The organism is Alistipes sp. AF14-19, from assembly GCF_003461645.1.
GTDB classification, from domain to species: Bacteria; Bacteroidota; Bacteroidia; order Bacteroidales; family Rikenellaceae; genus Alistipes; species Alistipes shahii.
The window spans coordinates 53,586-70,109 of the sequence record NZ_QTXM01000016.1; the positions used below are offsets into that span (position 1 = coordinate 53,586).

The following is a 16,524-nucleotide window of genomic DNA, read 5'->3' on the forward strand; positions in this document are numbered from 1 at the left end:
CGCCCTCCCCAATACGGCCCGGCCTTATTTGATGATCACGGCGCGGTTGGCCTTCTGGTTGTTCTCGTAAACATTGGCTGCGTTGCCCTTGCCTTCGTAGGTCAGCTGTTTGGGGTTCACGCCGCATTTTACGAGGAAGTCGTAAACGCTCTTGGCGCGGTTCTCGGCAACGCGCTTGTTGCCTGCCGCCGTACCCGTCTGCTGGTCGGCGTGGCCCTCGATCTTGTAGACCCGGTCTTTCGGACCGCTCTTGATCAGGTCGGCCATCAGTTCGAGGCGGGTCTTCTCCTTCGGCGTCAGCTTCGACATGCTGTAATCGTAGAAAATGATCGAAGTCGGGCTGAGGGTGTTCACCTTCTGTGCGGCAGCGGCCTCGGCGGCGGCTTTGGCAGCAGCAGCGGCGGCAGCGGCTTTAGCGGCGTCGGCCTCGGCCTCGGCAGCCTTCAGTCTGTTGGCCAGATCCGCATTCTCCGACCGGGCGGCTTCGAGGGCGGAATTGCCCGCAGCCACTGCATTCTGGAAAGCACGGATGTCATCGGCCGTATAGCCCGGAACGCCGCGCTCCCAGCCACGCTGGTTGAAGCGGTAGGTGATACCAGCCGTAGCGGAAAGTCCGGCCAGATAAGAACCGTTCATCTCCGCAGGGCAAATATCCGACTTGGCGAGCAACCCCTTGAGTTCGATATTGAAATCGAATGCGGGCGACAGGCGGAACTTGCTGAGCAGACCCGCCGTGAAGGCGAAGTCCTGACGCGAACCGGATGCATTCTCACGCTGGCTACGGTCCGTGAAGTTCGAAGCCATGTAACCGAAACCGGCGAACGGCACGGCATACCACACACGGTCGGCACGGTAACCGCCGATCCAGTTCGAGGCGTTAACCATGAAATCCATGTGTCCGAACATGTACGGCCACGTCATCTTGCCGATCTGGGAATCGAAATTGTTGAACCATCCGCCCTGCAATTGAGCGCGCATACCGAAGACCGGATGCACCCACTTCGTCACCGACAGGTTGCCCTCGAAACCGAAACGGTCGCCCCAAGAGCCGGAGTTACCGCCGTTGGAGAAGGCTGTGCCGGTTCCGAAACCGGCCGAAATCTCCCAATTATCCCAGAATCCGTTCGACACGAATCCGGCAACGCTCGGCTTCTTCGGCGTTCCTTCGGCAAATGCGGCAGAGGCGAAAGCCACGAGCAAAAAAGTCAAGAAAATCTTTCTCATAATATTCATCTTTAATACGTCTTACATACTTGTCGTAAAAGTACACAATTTTTTCACAAAAACCATTCAAATCCGGTCAAAAAAACAGAAAAAAAGAGGGCTTCAAAATGTAAAAAGCCCCAAATGCCTGGGCATTGGGGCTTTTTAGAACACAAATCAGGTGGAAACAAACATCAGCCGCACTTGGAATAGCCGCACGACATGCAGGTCAGACAGCCGTTCTGATAGGCCATATTCTCCTGTCCGCAGCTCGGGCATTTACCCTTGGATTTCGTGCCGTCGACGATATACTGTTTCAATGCACGGCACACGCCGGTCTTCCACGTGTTGATCGACTCGCTGTCCAGATGCAGGGACTCGATCAGCGACACGGTCTTCTCGATCGGCATGCCGTGACGCAGCACGCCCGAAATGAGCTTGGCGTAGTTCCAGAACTCTTCGTTGAACAGACGCGAAATGCCGCCGATGGTGTTCGTATAACCGTAACGGTCGGTGTACTGGAAATCATAGCGTTTCGTACCGTCCGCCTCGCGGACCTTGATGATGAAGCCCTTCTTGATCTTCGGGGGAATGAACATGGCGTCCTCCTCGATCTTACCCGTGAAGACCTCGTAGGGACGCCCGCCCTGCAAGCCCACGAAGGCGATCCAGTCCTCCGTGCCGTTCTTGAACCGCACGATGTCGGCAGGAATCGACTTGGGACGCTTCTGCACCTCGCCGGGATGCTCCTCGCACTTCTTCCGGCTCTTGGAGTTCTTCTCCAGCAGCACGCCGTCGCGGCAGCCGTCGCGGTAGACCGTGACGCCCTTGCAGCCGCACTCCCAAGCCGTGCGGTAAACATCGGCCACCAACGCCTCCGAGACGTTGTTCGGCAGGTTCACCGTCACCGAGATCGAATGGTCCACCCATTTCTGGATGGCGCCCTGCATCTTGACCTTGGCCACCCAGTCGATGTCGTTGGCCGTGGCGCCGTGGTAGGGCGACGCGGCGACCCACTCGTTCAGTTCGGCGTCGGAGATCGTCGCCAGCTTCGACGTGTCGTATCCGCTGGCTTCCAGCCATTTGACGAAATTATGATGGTAAACGTTGTACTCCTGGAACTTTTCGCCCGTTTCGTCCTCGTAATCGACGTGGGTGTCCACGTCCGAAGGATTGATCTTGCGGCGGCGCTTGTAGACGGTGCGGAACACCGGCTCGATGCCCGAAGTGGTCTGCGACATGAGCGACGTGGTTCCCGTGGGCGCGATGGTCAGCATGGCGATATTGCGGCGGCCCACCTTCGTCATCTCCTCGTAGAGCGCCGGATCGGCCTCGCGGATACGGGCGATCATCGGGTTGTTCACCTCCTTCGCGGCGTCGTAAACCGGGAAGGCGCCGCGCTCGGCGGCCATCTTCACCGAAGCGCCGTAAGCCGCCAGAGCGAGGCACTTCTGCACCTCGACGGCGAAGTCGATCGCCTCCTGCGTGCCGTAGCGCAGACCCAGCGCGGCGAGCATGTCGCCCTCGGCCGTGATGCCCAGACCCGTACGGCGGCCCTTCCGCGCCATTTCGCGGATCTTCTTCCAAAGCTCCAGCTCCACGCGGCGCACATCCAGGTCTTCGGGGTCGGCGGCGATCTTCCCGATGATCTGTTCGACCTTTTCCAGTTCGAGGTCGATGATGTCGTCCATCATGTGCATCGCCTTGTATACGTGGTCCCTGAACTTGTCGAAATTGAACTTCGCATCGGCCTTGAACGGGTTGTCCACATAGCTCAACAGGTTCATCGCCAGCAGGCGGCACGAATCGTAGGGGCAGAGCGGGATCTCGCCGCAGGGGTTGGTCGAAACCGTCACGAAACCCTCGTCGGCATAGCAGTCGGGAATGCTTTCGCGGATGATCGTATCCCAGAACAGCACGCCCGGTTCGGCAGACTTCCACGCGTTGTGGATGATCTTCTCCCAGAGTTTCCGGGCGTCGATGTCCTGCTCGTATTTGGGGTTGTCCGACTTGATCGGGAACTGCTGGTGGTATTTCTTCCCGGCGAGGGCCGCACGCATGAAATCGTCGTCGATCTTGATCGAGACGTTGGCACCCGTCACCTTGCCCGTGTCGACCTTGGCGTCGATGAACCGCTCGGCGTCGGGGTGCTTGATCGACAGCGACAGCATCAGCGCGCCGCGCCGCCCGTCCTGCGCCACCTCGCGCGTCGAGTTCGAGTAACGCTCCATGAAGGGCACGATGCCCGTCGACGTGAGTGCCGAGTTGAGCACCGGGCTGCCCGTGGGGCGGATGTGCGAAAGGTCGTGGCCCACGCCGCCGCGGCGTTTCATCAGCTGGACCTGCTCCTCGTCCATGCGGAAGATGCCGCCGTAGGAGTCGGCGGGGTTCTTATGGCCGATGACGAAGCAGTTCGACAGCGACGCCACCTGGAAATTGTTGCCGATGCCGGTCATCGGGCCGCCCTGCGGAATGACGTAACGGAAATGGTCGAGCAACGCGAAAACCTCCTCCTTCGGGAGCGGGTTCGGGTATTTTTGCTCGATGCGTTCGATTTCGGAAGCGATGCGCTCGTGCATCTCGCGCGGCGATTTCTCGTAGATGTTTCCGAAAGAGTCCTTGAGGGCGTACTTGCTGACCCACACCGTGGCGGCGAGGTCGTCCCCGTCGAAATACTTCTTCGACTCGGCAACCGCATCGTTGTAATTGACCTTCTGCGGCGTGTCGGCTTTGGTGGCTTTTGACATAACTATTTTCAGACTATTATTTCTATATTTTCAGATTTCAGGCGTCACGGCGGGCAAAACCCGGTTCTACAAAATTGCGGCTTTTCCGGATAAAAAGCCAGCATGAAGAGCCAAACTTATTCACAAAATATCTACAAAAGAGCAAAAGGCACGCCCCAGATACCCGGAGCGCGCCTTCGGTCCGAAGGCGGGATTATTTCACCGCCACGGCGTCGATTTCGACCAGCGCGCCCATCGGCAGCGCCGCGACCTGGTAGCACATGCGCGCCGGCATCTCCGAGGTGAAGAACTCCGCATAGACGGCATTCATGGCGGCGAAATCGCCGATCGACTGCAACAGGACCGTGGTTTTCACCACGTCGGAATAATCGTATCCGGCTTCGCGCAGAATATGGCCGAGGTTCGTGAGCGACCGGCGCGTCTGGGCCTCGATGCCTTCGTCCATCTTTCCGGACGCGGCGTCGATCGGGAGCTGTCCCGAAACATAGAGCGCGCCGCCGGCCTCGACGGCCTGCGAATAGGGACCCACGGCCTTGGGCGCATGGGGAGAAGCGATGATGGTTTTCATAAAAAATTATCTTGAAATTATTTAAGCCTTCGTGCTTTCAACCGCCGTACTCGCAGCCTCTGGCCGCATGTACAGGCCCGACCCTCCCTTGAATCCACGCCGAAGCGGGGACTTATATCCGCCTGCGGCGGAAATATCGGGTCCGGAAGTTGTACAAAGGTATAATTAATTCCCTATATTTGCCATATGATCCAAATGGAAAAACGATGAAGATTTTACTGAAAATTGCGATAGTCGCTGTCGCTGCGGCCTTTATGGCCGGATGCTGCAACTGCCGCTCCTACCAGAAAAAGACCCGCCGCCCGCTGGCGGGCACCGAGTGGCAGCTGATCCAGCTCGGCGGCAAGGCGGTCAAACCCGAGGAGGGCAAATTCACCGTCACGCTGCTCGCCGAAGGCAACCGCCTGACGGGCGTCGGGGCCTGCAACCGCCTGACGGGCGCCTACAAGACCGATGGGAAACGCACGCTGAAGATCGGGCCTCTGGCCGCGACGATGATGGCCTGCCCGGGCATGGACGAGGAGGAAGCCTTCACCAAAATGCTCGAATCGGTGACCCATTACGACATGGACGGCCCGATGCTGCTGCTGTTGAGCGACGGCGAACTGCGCGCCGTGTTCCAGGCCAGGCCATGACGTTCCGGGGTCTGATCGGCGCCTGCGTCCTGCTCACCGCCCCGGCGGCGGCTTTCGGACAAAAACCTACCGCGGCAAAGCAGCCGGTGGCGGCAGATTCGGCAGCGGCACAGCCGGCGGAAAAACAGCCGGCGGCCCGGATCGTCGTATTTCGCGATTCGCTCGTTCTCATACATTGCGACACGCCGCCCCTGTTCCGGGAAGGCGACATCCGAACATTCCGCGAGTGGGTGAACGAACAGGTCCGGAATGTCCGGATCGTCATCGGCTGCCCACCCTTTCCACCCCGCGTGGTGGTTTCGTTCGTGATCGGCACGACGGGGCGGCTGACCGGCATTCGTGTCCTGCAATCGCCCGACAGCAAGTTATCCGCCGAAGCGGTCCGGGCGCTTGAAAGCTCCCCGCACTGGAAGCCGGGAGAGCTGTACGGACGAAAGGTCCCCGTGGAAATCACAATTCCCGTGGACTTCCGCTCGTCCAATTAAAAAAGGGCCGGATGCATCCGGTCCTTTTCAGTTTTGCATTGCCCGCTATTTCAGGTGCGGATTCAGGCGGCCCCACTCGCCGACGGGAGGCAGAATGCCCATCGCGATCACCTCGTCGCGCAGTTTGCAGAGGTGTTCGTAACTCTCCGTCAGTTTTTGGCGCTCCCCGGCCGTGCCCTGCACGTTCTTATACGACACGCCCTCCTTCGTGATGACGGTCTCCATCGCCATGAGGATGTGCTTGAACTCGTCGTTGTGGACGAATACGCCGGCGGGATAGGTGAACGGCTTGCCGCCCATCGCCGCCGCGATCATCGAGATCGAGATATAGGCCGGACTCTGGAACGACGAACGGCCGCGCAGGTCGATGATGTGCTTGCCGCCCTGAATCACCCGCTGTTGCAGGTCGGCCCAGTCGCCCTCGGGCATTTCTTTGCCGATCAGCTCCGAAAGGGGCCGTCCGGCGACGAGCGTCGTCGAGGCGAAGACCGCCATCTGCTCGCCGTGGCCGCCGTAGGTGCGGCAGTTGCGGATTTCGTCGGGCGAGATTTTGAAATATTTGGCCAGTTCCGAACGCAGGCGCGTGGAGTCCAGCGCCGCGAGGGTCGAAACCTGCGAAGGCTTCAGCCCCGCATAGATCAGCGTGATCAGTCCCGTGATGTCGGCCGGATTGAAGACCACCACGACGTGCTTCACGTCCGGACAATAGGACTTGATGTCCTTGCCGAACTGTTCGGCGATCTGGGCGTTGCCTTTCAGCAGATCCTCGCGCGTCATGCCCGCCTTGCGGGCCGCGCCGCCCGACGACACGACGTAAGCCGCATCGGTCAGCGCCTCGCGGATGTCGGTCGTCCACGTGATGTTCGCCCCCTCGAAGGCGCAGTGATAAAGCTCCTCGGCCACGCCCTCCAGCGCCGATCCATACGGATCGTAGAGGCAAATGTTCGGCGTCAGGCGCATCATCAGCGCCGTCTGCGCCATGTTCGAGCCGATCATGCCGGCCGCACCCACGATGGTGAGTTTCTCGTTCGTTACAAAGTCCATAGTGTTGTTATTTTATTGAAACCACAAATTCGTCCCCTAAAACCCGCCTCCCGAGCGGGCCGGCTACTCGATCTCCCGGCGGTTCATCAGCGCGTGGGTGATCGTCAGTTCGTCGACATACTCCAGTTCGTCGCCGAAACCGATACCGCGCGCGATCGACGTAACTTTCAGCCCCGGGAACTGCCGCAGGCGGTTCATCAGGTAGAAAAGCGTCGTCTCCCCTTCGACCGAAGTCGAGATGGCGAGGATCACCTCCTTCACCCCGCCGCGGGCGATCCGTTCGCACAGCAGGTCGATCTTCAGGTCCGAGGGCGAGATGCCCTGCATGGGCGAGATGACGCCGCCCAGCACGTGGTACATCCCCCGGTACTGGCGCGTGTTCTCGACCGACAGCACATCGGCCACCTGCTCCACGACGCAGATCGTCGCATGGTCCCGTTCCCGGTCGGCGCAGATCGGACACACCTCCTCGTCGGAGAGGTTGTTGCACTGCGAACAGTAGCGGATCTCGTTGCGGAACCGGTCGATGCTCTCCGTCATCTCGGCCACCGAATCCCGCTCCATGCGCAGGATGTGGATGGCCAGGCGCAACGCCGTGCGGCGTCCCACGCCCGGAAGCTTCGAAAGTTCGCCGACGACGTCCTGTAAAAGTTTCGACATTTAAATCGTTTCGACGGTTTTACATTCGAGCCACCCCTTCTTGCCGTCGGCAATGGTGATCTCGCACCAGTTGTCGAGGCGGTCGGTGATCTCGACGAGCGTCCCCTCGTGCAGCACGAAGAGGTCGGTCGCCGACTTGTCGGGCGAACTCTTCACGGCCGTCGAGAGCGACATCACGACGGCCTGCGTGTCGTCGAGCATCTCGCGCCGCTCGCCCATGGCGAACCAGCTCGTGAGCATGAAGACCGCCGCGGCGACGAGGGTTCCGTAGAACCCCGCCTTGCGCAACGGCAAACGCTGTGCCAACAGGTAGGCGAGGAACAGCGCCAGGGCGCAGACCAACGCCGCGAGCGAGAAGACGCTCCACGCCGTGCAGCTCATCAGACGGCGCACGCCGCGCATCCATTCGGTGAAGAAAAATTCGGGTATCTGCTCGATGTTGTCCTTCGTGCGGGCCTCGGCGACGCTCAAATTATAGCGGATGTCGTCGTTGCCGGGAGCCAGCCGCAAGGCCCGGCGGTAAAAGAGGATGGATTTGCCCAGCTGCCCCTCCTTGAAGTAGGCGTTGGCCAGGTTGTAATAGAGTTTCACGGAGGAGAGTCCCTGCGCGAGAATCCCTTCGTAAATCTCCGCCGCAGCGTGGTAATCCCCGTTGACATAGGCCGTATTGGCCCGGTCCCACAGCTGTTCGGGCGAAGCCTCCACAGCGTCGGGCTCATCAAAAACACCAGCAAGTCCTTCGACAACGCCTTCCGCGACAGCCTGCACCGCAGTTTTTACCAAGGTTTTAGCCTCTGATATTTGGGCTAATTTCGTGCTGTCGATACCCTCCTGCGCCCATGCGCACGGAACGCCGAATGACAGGATCAGAAATAGGGTCAATCGCTTCATAACAACTATCGTTTTATCACCGACTCGATGCGCGAAATCAGGTTCACGCCCTCGGAATAAACGTCGCCCATGCGGGCCGACTCGACGGGCGAATACTGCGCCTCGTCGCACCGGGTGATGATGTCCGTGAAACGCTGCGAGTCCTCGGACGAAACGCCCCGTTTGTGCAGCTCCTCGCGGACATTCTCCTTGGTGAGGTTGGCCACCGGGATGTTGAACTTGTCGCTCATGTACCCCCACAGCGCGCGGAGCATCTCCTCGTAGAAGGCATGCCGGTTCTGCTCCTCCATATACCGCTTCGCGGCGCGGAACCGCTGCACGGCGACCTTGTTGGCCCGCTTGCCCCGCACGAGGGCGACGTTCTGCGATTCGCGGATCTGCTTGCGCAGCGCCACGTAGATCATCGTGAAAAGCGCCAGCACACCTAACAGAAGAATCCAGTAGGCGGCGCTGAAGATGAACGGCACGCGCTCGGAGCGCAGCTGCGCCCCGCCCAGCTTGATGAAGCGGATGTCCTGGCCCAGCATCTTCACCTCCTCCTTCGACATGCCGCGCCCCTGCATCACCACCGCATCGCCTCCGCCGCGGGCATCGGGCGTGATTTCGAGCGTCAGCGGCTTCGATTTCAGCGTCACGTACTGCACCCGCTGGGGGTCGAAGTAGGTGAACTCGATGGGTTCGATGTCGTAAGCGCCCTCGGCCCGTGCGATGAAGGGATATTCGAACTGGCGGTAGCCGGAGATGCCCGAGGCCGACGTGTTGATCGACTCGGTGGTCTTGACGTTATACTGCTCGAAGGAGGTCGGCAGCGGCAGTTTCGGGGCCTGTACGAAGGTGAGGTTGCCCGTGCCGGAAATCTTCACCGTGACCGTCGCGCCCGAATTGGCCGCGATCCGTTCCGAAGGGAACTGGGTGTCCATCGTGAAATTGCCCACAGCGCCGCTGAAGCTGGCCGGAGCACCTGCCGGAAGCGCTTTCACTTGGACCGTGGCCCGCTGGCTCTGCACCTTGCGCGGAACGTTGAACACCTCGCGGCCGCCCCCGAAGAAGGGATCGGCATGGCGGCTCTGCACCACGACCTGCGCCACGACGGTCATGTCCACGGGGTCGATCGTGAGCGAGCCGACCTGCTGCGGATAGAGCAGGTAGTCGTACAGCACACGCGTCTCGTACACCTTCCCGGCATAGGTCTCGCGCCCCACGCGGGCCGAATTGGGATCGGAGAGGTCCTGCGACCAGAAACCGTTGAACGACGGAGCCGACTCGGGAACGATGTTGACATAAGGAACCCGCGTATAGAGCTTGAAAGCCACGTGCAGGGGTTCGTTCTTGTAGACCGACGAGCGCGACACGACGGCCCGGAGCAGAATATCGTCCTTGCCGATCCGGCTCTGGGCATCGGCCTGCGTATCGTCCGCACGGTTCGAACCGCCCTGCTGTTGTTGCGCCCGGGAGCCTTCGCCCTCGTTCACGATCTCGATGGGCAGCGGCCGGGTCCGGTAGGACGAGCCATCGACCTTGACCTCCGCGGCGCCGATGGTCACGTTGCCCGCGGCCTGCGGCAGCAGCACGAAAGTGTAGGTATAGCTGACGCTCTTGGTCATCGAGCCGTTGACGATCTGAACCGACGACCCCTGCGAGATGGCAGGTCCCGCCAGCACGTCGAATCCCTCGAACGAAGGCGCCTTGAAAGTATCCCCGTCGGGTTTGGCGTTCAGGGCGAATTCCACGCGGAACGCCTCGCCGACGGCGACCGTCAGCGGCGAGTTGGCTTCAAAAGTGACCTTCTCGGCAGCGGATGCCGAGAAGATCGCCAGCACGAAGAGTGCTGTCAGGGATATTTTTGCAACAAAGTCTCTCATCACAAAACGATATGTCTGTCAATTCGCGCCGCACCCCGTACCGGCCGGCCGCTGTCGCCACCGGCGTTTGCCGATCCGGCTCCGCACGGCCAAAAGCCGGAACCAAGGGGCGGCGCCCGGTCCGCCGGGATACGGACCCGGCTCCACGCACCCTCTTCCGAAAGCCGTCTCTCAAACGGCCACAGGGAGGGGCTTGTCGCGGCGCGACCGGAATTTCGCCCGGATTATCTGCCGGATTTCATACCTTACGACGGTCTTTTTTACAATTTTACAACGCAAAGTTTTGCGCGTTAGTATTTTTTCATGCAACTAATTTACACCTGCCGTCCGAAACGCCAATTTTGCCGCTTGCGCCACCAAGCCCCTCCCTGAAGGAGGGGTTTGGGGTGGGGTCGAACCTGTAACCGGCACCGCAGGCGGCGACAACACCGATCGGGAGCGGGAAACAGTGCATGGTATAAACGACCGTTCTTAATGCTTGAAATCGGCGAAAAAGTCGTTCCCCTTGTCATCGACGATGATGAACGCCGGGAAGTTCTCGACATAGATCTTGCGCACGGCCTCCATGCCCAGTTCGGGGAAGTCCACGACCTCGACCGACTTGATGGAGTTCTTCGCCAGGATCGCTGCCGGGCCGCCGATCGAACCGAGGTAGAAACCGCCGTGTTTGCGGCAGGCGTCGGTCACCTGCTGCGAGCGGTTGCCCTTGGCCACCATCACCAGCGAACCGCCCTGCGACTGGAACAGGTCGACGTAGGGGTCCATGCGCCCGGCCGTCGTGGGGCCGAACGAACCCGAAGCCATGCCCTGCGGCGTCTTGGCCGGACCGGCGTAGTAAACCGGATGCTTCTTGAAGTATTCGGGCATCGGCTTGCCCTCGTCGAGCATCTGCTTGATGCGGGCGTGGGCGATGTCGCGGGCGACGATCAGCGTGCCGCGCAGATTCAGGCGCGTCTTGATCGGGTATTTCGTGAGAATCGCACGCACCTTGTCCATGCCCTCGTCGAGGTCGATGTCCACGGCCGGGGACATCGAGGGAGCCTCGGTCGGCAGGAAGCGCGCGGGATTCTTCTCCAGCTCTTCGAGGAAGATGCCCTCGGGCGTGATCTTGGCCTTGATGTTGCGGTCGGCCGAGCAGCTCACGCCGATGGCCACGGGGCACGAAGCCGCATGGCGCGGAGCGCGGATCACCCGCACGTCGTGCACGAGGTACTTGCCGCCGAACTGGGCGCCGACGCCGCTCTCGCGGCAGATTTTCAGCACCTTCTCCTCCCATTCCAGGTCGCGGAAGCAGCGGCCGCCCTCGTTGCCCGAGGTGGGCAGCTCGTCGAGGTAGCCGGCCGAAGCCTTCTTCACCGTCGAAAGGCACATCTCGGCCGACGTGCCGCCGATGCAGATGGCCAGGTGGTAGGGCGGGCAGGCCGACGTGCCGAGGTCGAAGATATGCTGCTGGATGAATTTCGTGAGCGACTCCTCGTTCAGCAACGCCTTGGTCTGCTGGTAGAGGAAAGTCTTGTTGGCCGAGCCGCCGCCCTTGGTGATGAAGAGGAACTCGTACTCCATGCCGGGCTTGCCGCCGTAGATGTCGATCTGCGCGGGAAGGTTCGTGCCCGAGTTCTTCTCGTCGGTCATCGTAAAGGGCACGACCTGCGAATAGCGCAGGTTACGGTCCTTGTAGGTCTCGTAAACGCCCCGGGCGATGCACTCGGCGTCGTCGGCCCCCGTCCAGACATCCTCGCCCTTGTGGCCGATGCAGATGGCCGTGCCGGTGTCCTGGCAGGTGGGCAGTTCGCCTTCGGCCGAGACGGTCTGGTTCAGCAGCATCGTGTAGGCCACGAACTTGTCGTTGTCGGTGGCTTCGGGGTCTTCGAGAATGTTGCGCAGTTTCTGGAGATGCGCGGCGCGCAGGTAGAACGACACGTCGGCATAAGCCTCCTTCGAAAGCAGTTCGAGGCCCTTGGGATCGACCTTGAGGATCTTGCGTCCGTCGCACTCCACGACCTTCACGTACTCCTTCGTCAAAAGACGGTACTTGGTTTTGTCTTCCCCCACGGGGAACGGCTCCTGATAGATGAAATCTGCCATAGTATTTATAATGTTTGTATGTTGCTTCCTGTCTGCCCGCCGCGGACCGCCGTCCATTCGCGGCCTTCAGCCGCGCCTGCAAATCCGGCCCGCCCGAAACCCGTTCCCGGGAAGGACTTGCCGCATGCGGCCGGAAAATGCGGTCGCATGTCCCGCCCATCCGAAAATCCCTGCAAATTTACGAAAAACAATCCGGATTGTACAACGATTTCCCGGTTCGTCTGTTATTTTTTTCACAAAAAAGGCCTGTTATTTAGAATTTTTAGTAAATTTGTGCGGTTTTTTGAGTGCAACAAATTCACTAATATTTCAAATACTATGGTATCGTACAAAGATCTGGGTCTTGTGAACACGCGCGAGATGTTCGCCAAGGCCATCAAAGGAGGTTACGCCGTTCCGGCATTCAACTTCAACAACATGGAGCAGCTCCAGGCTATCGTCATGGCTGCCGCCGAGACCAAGTCGCCCGTCATCCTCCAGGTATCGAAGGGTGCGCGCAACTACGCCAACCAGACCCTGCTGCGCTACATGGCCGAAGGAGCCGTGGAGTACGCCAAGGAACTGGGCTGGGCCAAACCCCAGATCGTACTGCACCTCGACCACGGAGATTCGTTCGAACTGTGCAAGAGCTGCGTGGACATGGGATTCTCGTCGGTGATGATCGACGGCTCGGCGCTCCCCTACGACGAGAACGTCGCCCTGACGAAGCGGGTCGTGGAGTACGCTCACCAGCACGACGTGACGGTCGAAGGCGAACTGGGCGTGCTGGCCGGCGTCGAGGACGAGGTAGCTTCCGAAGTCAGCCACTACACCAAGCCCGAAGAGGTCGTTGACTTCGTGACCAAGACGGGCGTCGATTCGCTGGCCATCTCGATCGGCACCTCGCACGGAGCCTACAAGTTCACCCCCGAGCAGTGCACCGTAGATCCCAAGACGGGCCGTCTGGTTCCGCCTCCCCTGGCTTTCGACGTACTGGCCGCCATCGAGAAGGAGCTTCCGGGCTTCCCCATCGTGCTGCACGGTTCGTCGTCGGTTCCCCAGGAGGAAGTCGAGACGATCAACAAGTACGGCGGTGCGCTGAAGGCTGCCGTGGGCATTCCCGAGGAGGAGCTTCGCCAGGCCGCCAAGAGCGCCGTCTGCAAGATCAACATCGACTCCGACTCGCGTCTGGCCATGACCGCCGCCATCCGCGAGGTCTTCGCCACCAAACCCGCCGAGTTCGACCCCCGCAAGTACCTGGGTCCCGCCCGCGACAACATGAAGAAGCTCTACATCCACAAGATCAAGGAGGTTCTCGGTTCGGACGGCAAAGCCGAGTAAGAGATTCCCGCCGGAAGGAGCGTTCCTTCCGACAAACGAAAAAACCGGAGGTTCAGACCTCCGGTTTTTTCGTTCGTCCAACGGCTCCCGTCAGGACCGTCCCTTTCACGCAGTTCTCGGCGGCCGGGCGGTAAAGCCGCCCGCGCACTTCGGCCGGAAGTTTCCCGACGGTCTCCGCCAGAATCCGGCAGAAGGCCTGCGCCTGCTGCAAATCACACGCTTCCACATCGAGGGCGGCTCAATTCACTCCGGCCGGCCGCCGATATACCGCCCCACGAACTCCCCGACGCGGCGCGTGTACTCCTCCCGGTTGTCGCGGTACGAATTGGCATGCGACGCTCCCGGAACCACCCACAGCTCCTTGTCGCCGGGCTTGGCCCCGTAAAGCGGATAGACCATCCGCGTCGGCACGTAATCGTCGGCGTCGCCGTGGATGAACAGCATCGGCAGCCGGCTCTTCTTCACCTGCTCCAGCGACGAAGCCTCGCCGAAAGTCCAGCCGTATTTCAGGCCGCACAGCCAGCTCGCCGCGTCGAGCAGCGGAAAGGCCGGAAGCCCGAACTGCTCTTTAAGCTCTTTCGAAAACTGGTCCCGGACGCTCGTATAGCCGCAATCCTCGACGAAACATTTCACATAGGGCTGCTGCTCCTCGCCCGAGACCATCATGGTCGTCGCCGCGCCCATCGAAATCCCGTGGACCACCATCCGTGTGTCGCCGCCGAAGATGTCGTTGGCAATGTCCATCCACCGCAGCACGTCGAAGCGGTCCTTCCACCCCATCCGGATGGCACGGCCTTCGCTCTGCCCGTGGTAATAAAGGTCCGGCAGCAGGATGTTGCAGCCCAGGTCGTGGTTGTAAAGATAGCCGATCATCAGCATCCGCACAGCGTTGTCCGTATAGCCGTGGACGATCACCGCCGTCCGGTCCGTCGGACGGGGAGCCGCCGCATAGATCGCGTGCAGCCGTTCGCCTTCCGAACCGAGAATCACCGTGTCGCGCAAGGCCCCGGTGCGCTCCAGACTGTCGACCCACGGCCGCAGGAAAGGATATTCGCCGTACATATATTCATACGACGAAGCGTTCTTGGCCCGCATCGTCGCATCGGGCCGGAGCGAATAGGAGAGCATGTAGAGACTGCCGCCCGCGACAATTGCCGCAAGCAACAGCACAGAGACAACGACGATCCGGACAATTCGTTTCATAGGCTGTTCAGTTGCCGAAGCGGCCGAAATCGCCGCCTCTTTTCACTTATTCCGCACCCAGCTTCGCGCGGATGTGCGCCAGCATGTCGTCGGTCATGCGCGAGAGGTCCCACTCGGGCCGCCAGCCCCACTCCTCGCGGGCGCAGGTGTCGTCCAGCGAATTGGGCCAGCTCTCGGCGATCTCCTTCTTCACGGGATCGACGTTGTAGTCCATCGTGAAGGCAGGCAGACGCTTTTTGATCTCGGCGCAGATGATCTCGGGCGTGAAGCTCATCGACGCGAGGTTGAAGCTGTTGCGGTGGATCAATTTCGCAGGGTCGGCCTCCATCAGTTCGACGCAGGCGCGCAGGGCGTCGGGCATGTAGATCATATCCATGTAGACGTCCGACGGAACGGGACAGGTGAATTTGCCGCTCCGGATCGCCTCGTAATAAATCTCCACGGCGTAGTCGGTCGTACCGCCGCCGGGCAGCGTGACGCTCGATATGATGCCCGGGAAACGCACCGAACGGGTGTCGACGCCGTATTTGTGGTGGTAGTAGTTCCCGAGCAGTTCGCCCGTGACCTTGCAGATGCCGTAGATCGTCGTCGGCTGCATGATCGTGTCCTGCGGGGTTTTGTCCTTGGGCGACGACGGCCCGAAGGCGCCGATCGACGAGGGGGTGAACAGCGCGCAATGGTGCTGCCGGGCCACTTCGAGCGAATTGTTGAGCGCCCCCATGTTGACGTTCCAGGCCATCTGGGGATTGCGTTCGCCGACGGCCGACAGCAGGGCCACGAGGTTGAAGATCGTGTCGATGCGGTGACGGGCCACGACCGAGGCCATGGCCGTTGCGTCGAGGGCGTTGAGCACCTCGAAAGGACCGTCCCCGGCCAGCGACCGGCACTCGCGCATGTCGGTAGCGACGACGTTCGAGCCGCCGTAGATACTGCGCAGGTAAACGGTCAGTTCGGAACCGATCTGACCGCCTGCGCCTACTATTAAGATGCGTTTCATCTGGTTTTTATTATGATTTGGTAGTAAAGGTAGAAAATAATTATGAAAAGTGTACAAATTTTTGGTCTTTTCATTTTTCTTATGTACTTTTGCACCACTCGAAAGAGAAATGTTGCTGACATAGCTCAGTGGTAGAGCACTTCCTTGGTAAGGAAGAGGTCCCGGGTTCAAGTCCCGGTGTCAGCTCGAGGAATCAAGCGGTTACCGAACAGGGCAGCCGCTTTTTTCATGCACATAGGGCAAAAAGGCCCGATTCGGGACGATTTTTCGCCCGAATCCTGACAGATCGGGACGCGCGCCGCAAACAACGCAAATCCAGGTCTATCCGCATTTACGTTGCGCCTCGTCATCTGATGTCCGTCATGCTATAAATAGGAGCGGAACAATCAATCGCAAAGGCGGCAAAGAGTCATCCCATATCTCCGGGATACTGCTTTTCAGGGTCCGGCTCCGCTCTTTCATCAGCAAACGAGCATTGCAATATCGTATTGCCCAATTTACCAAACGAGACTGACGGATACTGATTCAGCACTGATTACAAACAAATCAGATCATTTTTCAATTTACATTTTTTGACCATATATTGCAGATAGCAACATTTATCATTATCTTACAGTCTGCGTGTCATAGCGTCCCTTGCCAATGTCATAATTCCGCCTGTCCATTTTGTGGCAGGACTTGCATCGGAACATGGGGGAGGGGGGGGGGAAGCGGGAATAATAATAGCATCTCAATAATACAAATCCTAAAAATATACGGATATGTATAAATTACCCGTTGGTTGAATTAAAATAAAGCATCTTTAACAAGACCAATTTTACGAT

Annotated in this window: 14 protein-coding genes and 1 tRNA gene; 4 read left to right on the plus strand and 11 right to left on the minus strand. The window is 59.7% G+C overall.

Annotated elements, in window-relative coordinates; translation table 11 throughout:
- Positions 1-24: 24 nt before the first annotated feature.
- The 3 genes from DWW03_RS12735 to DWW03_RS12745 all read right to left on the minus strand — a co-directional run bounded on the left by DWW03_RS12735 (position 25) and on the right by DWW03_RS12745 (position 4,518).
- Complete coding sequence (locus DWW03_RS12735; protein ID WP_022061664.1) at positions 25-1,224, minus strand: OmpA family protein; 1,200 nt, start codon at positions 1,222-1,224, stop codon at positions 25-27.
- A gap of 173 nt (positions 1,225-1,397) precedes the next feature.
- Complete coding sequence (locus DWW03_RS12740; RefSeq protein WP_015547310.1) at positions 1,398-3,950, minus strand: adenosylcobalamin-dependent ribonucleoside-diphosphate reductase; 2,553 nt, start codon at positions 3,948-3,950, stop codon at positions 1,398-1,400.
- A gap of 193 nt (positions 3,951-4,143) precedes the next feature.
- The gene (locus DWW03_RS12745) at positions 4,144-4,518 is read right to left on the minus strand and encodes a RidA family protein (protein WP_015547309.1); all 375 of its coding nucleotides are present in this window, start codon (positions 4,516-4,518) and stop codon (positions 4,144-4,146) included.
- A gap of 206 nt (positions 4,519-4,724) precedes the next feature.
- Between DWW03_RS12745 and DWW03_RS12750 the strand changes: the two genes are divergently transcribed.
- Positions 4,725-5,153, plus strand: coding sequence for an META domain-containing protein (locus DWW03_RS12750; protein WP_022061665.1), 429 nt, complete (start codon positions 4,725-4,727; stop codon positions 5,151-5,153).
- Positions 5,150-5,638, plus strand: coding sequence for an energy transducer TonB (locus tag DWW03_RS12755; RefSeq protein WP_022061666.1), 489 nt, complete (start codon positions 5,150-5,152; stop codon positions 5,636-5,638). Before DWW03_RS12750 ends, DWW03_RS12755 begins: the two co-directional genes overlap by 4 nt.
- A gap of 45 nt (positions 5,639-5,683) precedes the next feature.
- On the opposite strand, the gene DWW03_RS12760 is transcribed toward DWW03_RS12755, so the two are convergent.
- The 5 genes from DWW03_RS12760 to DWW03_RS12780 all read right to left on the minus strand — a co-directional run bounded on the left by DWW03_RS12760 (position 5,684) and on the right by DWW03_RS12780 (position 12,180).
- Positions 5,684-6,682 carry a malate dehydrogenase gene (locus tag DWW03_RS12760; RefSeq protein WP_022061667.1) on the minus strand — a complete coding sequence of 333 codons (999 nt, stop codon included), beginning with the start codon at positions 6,680-6,682 and terminating at the stop codon, positions 5,684-5,686.
- A 63-nt stretch (positions 6,683-6,745) separates the two neighbouring features.
- Complete coding sequence (gene recR / locus DWW03_RS12765; RefSeq protein WP_015547306.1) at positions 6,746-7,342, minus strand: recombination mediator RecR; 597 nt, start codon at positions 7,340-7,342, stop codon at positions 6,746-6,748.
- On the minus strand, positions 7,343-8,233 hold the full coding sequence (locus DWW03_RS12770) for a tetratricopeptide repeat protein (RefSeq protein WP_118406826.1): 891 nt from the start codon (positions 8,231-8,233) through the stop codon (positions 7,343-7,345). It lies immediately after the preceding gene.
- Positions 8,234-8,238: 5 nt separating this feature from the next.
- Complete coding sequence (locus DWW03_RS12775; RefSeq protein ID WP_118406827.1) at positions 8,239-10,095, minus strand: BatD family protein; 1,857 nt, start codon at positions 10,093-10,095, stop codon at positions 8,239-8,241.
- A gap of 471 nt (positions 10,096-10,566) precedes the next feature.
- Positions 10,567-12,180, minus strand: coding sequence for a fumarate hydratase (locus DWW03_RS12780; protein WP_118406828.1), 1,614 nt, complete (start codon positions 12,178-12,180; stop codon positions 10,567-10,569).
- Between the two features lie 318 nt (positions 12,181-12,498).
- Between DWW03_RS12780 and DWW03_RS12785 the strand changes: the two genes are divergently transcribed.
- A complete protein-coding gene (locus DWW03_RS12785) occupies positions 12,499-13,500 on the plus strand; it encodes a class II fructose-bisphosphate aldolase (RefSeq protein WP_015547304.1) in 1,002 nt (333 codons plus the stop codon).
- 52 nt (positions 13,501-13,552) lie between these two features.
- On the opposite strand, the gene DWW03_RS16655 is transcribed toward DWW03_RS12785, so the two are convergent.
- From DWW03_RS16655 to DWW03_RS12795, 3 genes are read right to left on the minus strand one after another with little or no spacing between them, the layout of a single operon-like run.
- Positions 13,553-13,726, minus strand: a complete 174-nt coding sequence (locus DWW03_RS16655; RefSeq protein WP_153811585.1) for a hypothetical protein — start codon at positions 13,724-13,726, stop codon at positions 13,553-13,555.
- Positions 13,727-13,743: 17 nt separating this feature from the next.
- Positions 13,744-14,703, minus strand: coding sequence for an alpha/beta hydrolase (locus tag DWW03_RS12790; RefSeq protein WP_022062619.1), 960 nt, complete (start codon positions 14,701-14,703; stop codon positions 13,744-13,746).
- 46 nt (positions 14,704-14,749) lie between these two features.
- Positions 14,750-15,700, minus strand: coding sequence for an NAD-dependent epimerase/dehydratase family protein (locus DWW03_RS12795; RefSeq protein ID WP_022062618.1), 951 nt, complete (start codon positions 15,698-15,700; stop codon positions 14,750-14,752).
- Positions 15,701-15,814: 114 nt separating this feature from the next.
- On the opposite strand from DWW03_RS12795, the gene DWW03_RS12800 reads away from it, so the two are divergent.
- A tRNA-Thr gene (locus DWW03_RS12800) sits at positions 15,815-15,886 on the plus strand.
- The last annotated feature ends 638 nt before the right edge of the window (positions 15,887-16,524 follow it).

Coding starts and splice junctions, on each gene's coding strand:
- DWW03_RS12735 (WP_022061664.1), bottom strand. CDS start 1,224: ATGAGAAAGATTTTCTTGACTTTTTTGCTCGTGGCTTTCGCCTCTGCC.
- DWW03_RS12740 (WP_015547310.1), bottom strand. CDS start 3,950: ATGTCAAAAGCCACCAAAGCCGACACGCCGCAGAAGGTCAATTACAAC.
- DWW03_RS12745 (WP_015547309.1), bottom strand. CDS start 4,518: ATGAAAACCATCATCGCTTCTCCCCATGCGCCCAAGGCCGTGGGTCCC.
- DWW03_RS12750 (WP_022061665.1), top strand. CDS start 4,725: ATGAAGATTTTACTGAAAATTGCGATAGTCGCTGTCGCTGCGGCCTTT.
- DWW03_RS12755 (WP_022061666.1), top strand. CDS start 5,150: ATGACGTTCCGGGGTCTGATCGGCGCCTGCGTCCTGCTCACCGCCCCG.
- DWW03_RS12760 (WP_022061667.1), bottom strand. CDS start 6,682: ATGGACTTTGTAACGAACGAGAAACTCACCATCGTGGGTGCGGCCGGC.
- recR (WP_015547306.1), bottom strand. CDS start 7,342: ATGTCGAAACTTTTACAGGACGTCGTCGGCGAACTTTCGAAGCTTCCG.
- DWW03_RS12770 (WP_118406826.1), bottom strand. CDS start 8,233: ATGAAGCGATTGACCCTATTTCTGATCCTGTCATTCGGCGTTCCGTGC.
- DWW03_RS12775 (WP_118406827.1), bottom strand. CDS start 10,095: ATGAGAGACTTTGTTGCAAAAATATCCCTGACAGCACTCTTCGTGCTG.
- DWW03_RS12780 (WP_118406828.1), bottom strand. CDS start 12,180: ATGGCAGATTTCATCTATCAGGAGCCGTTCCCCGTGGGGGAAGACAAA.
- DWW03_RS12785 (WP_015547304.1), top strand. CDS start 12,499: ATGGTATCGTACAAAGATCTGGGTCTTGTGAACACGCGCGAGATGTTC.
- DWW03_RS12790 (WP_022062619.1), bottom strand. CDS start 14,703: ATGAAACGAATTGTCCGGATCGTCGTTGTCTCTGTGCTGTTGCTTGCG.
- DWW03_RS12795 (WP_022062618.1), bottom strand. CDS start 15,700: ATGAAACGCATCTTAATAGTAGGCGCAGGCGGTCAGATCGGTTCCGAA.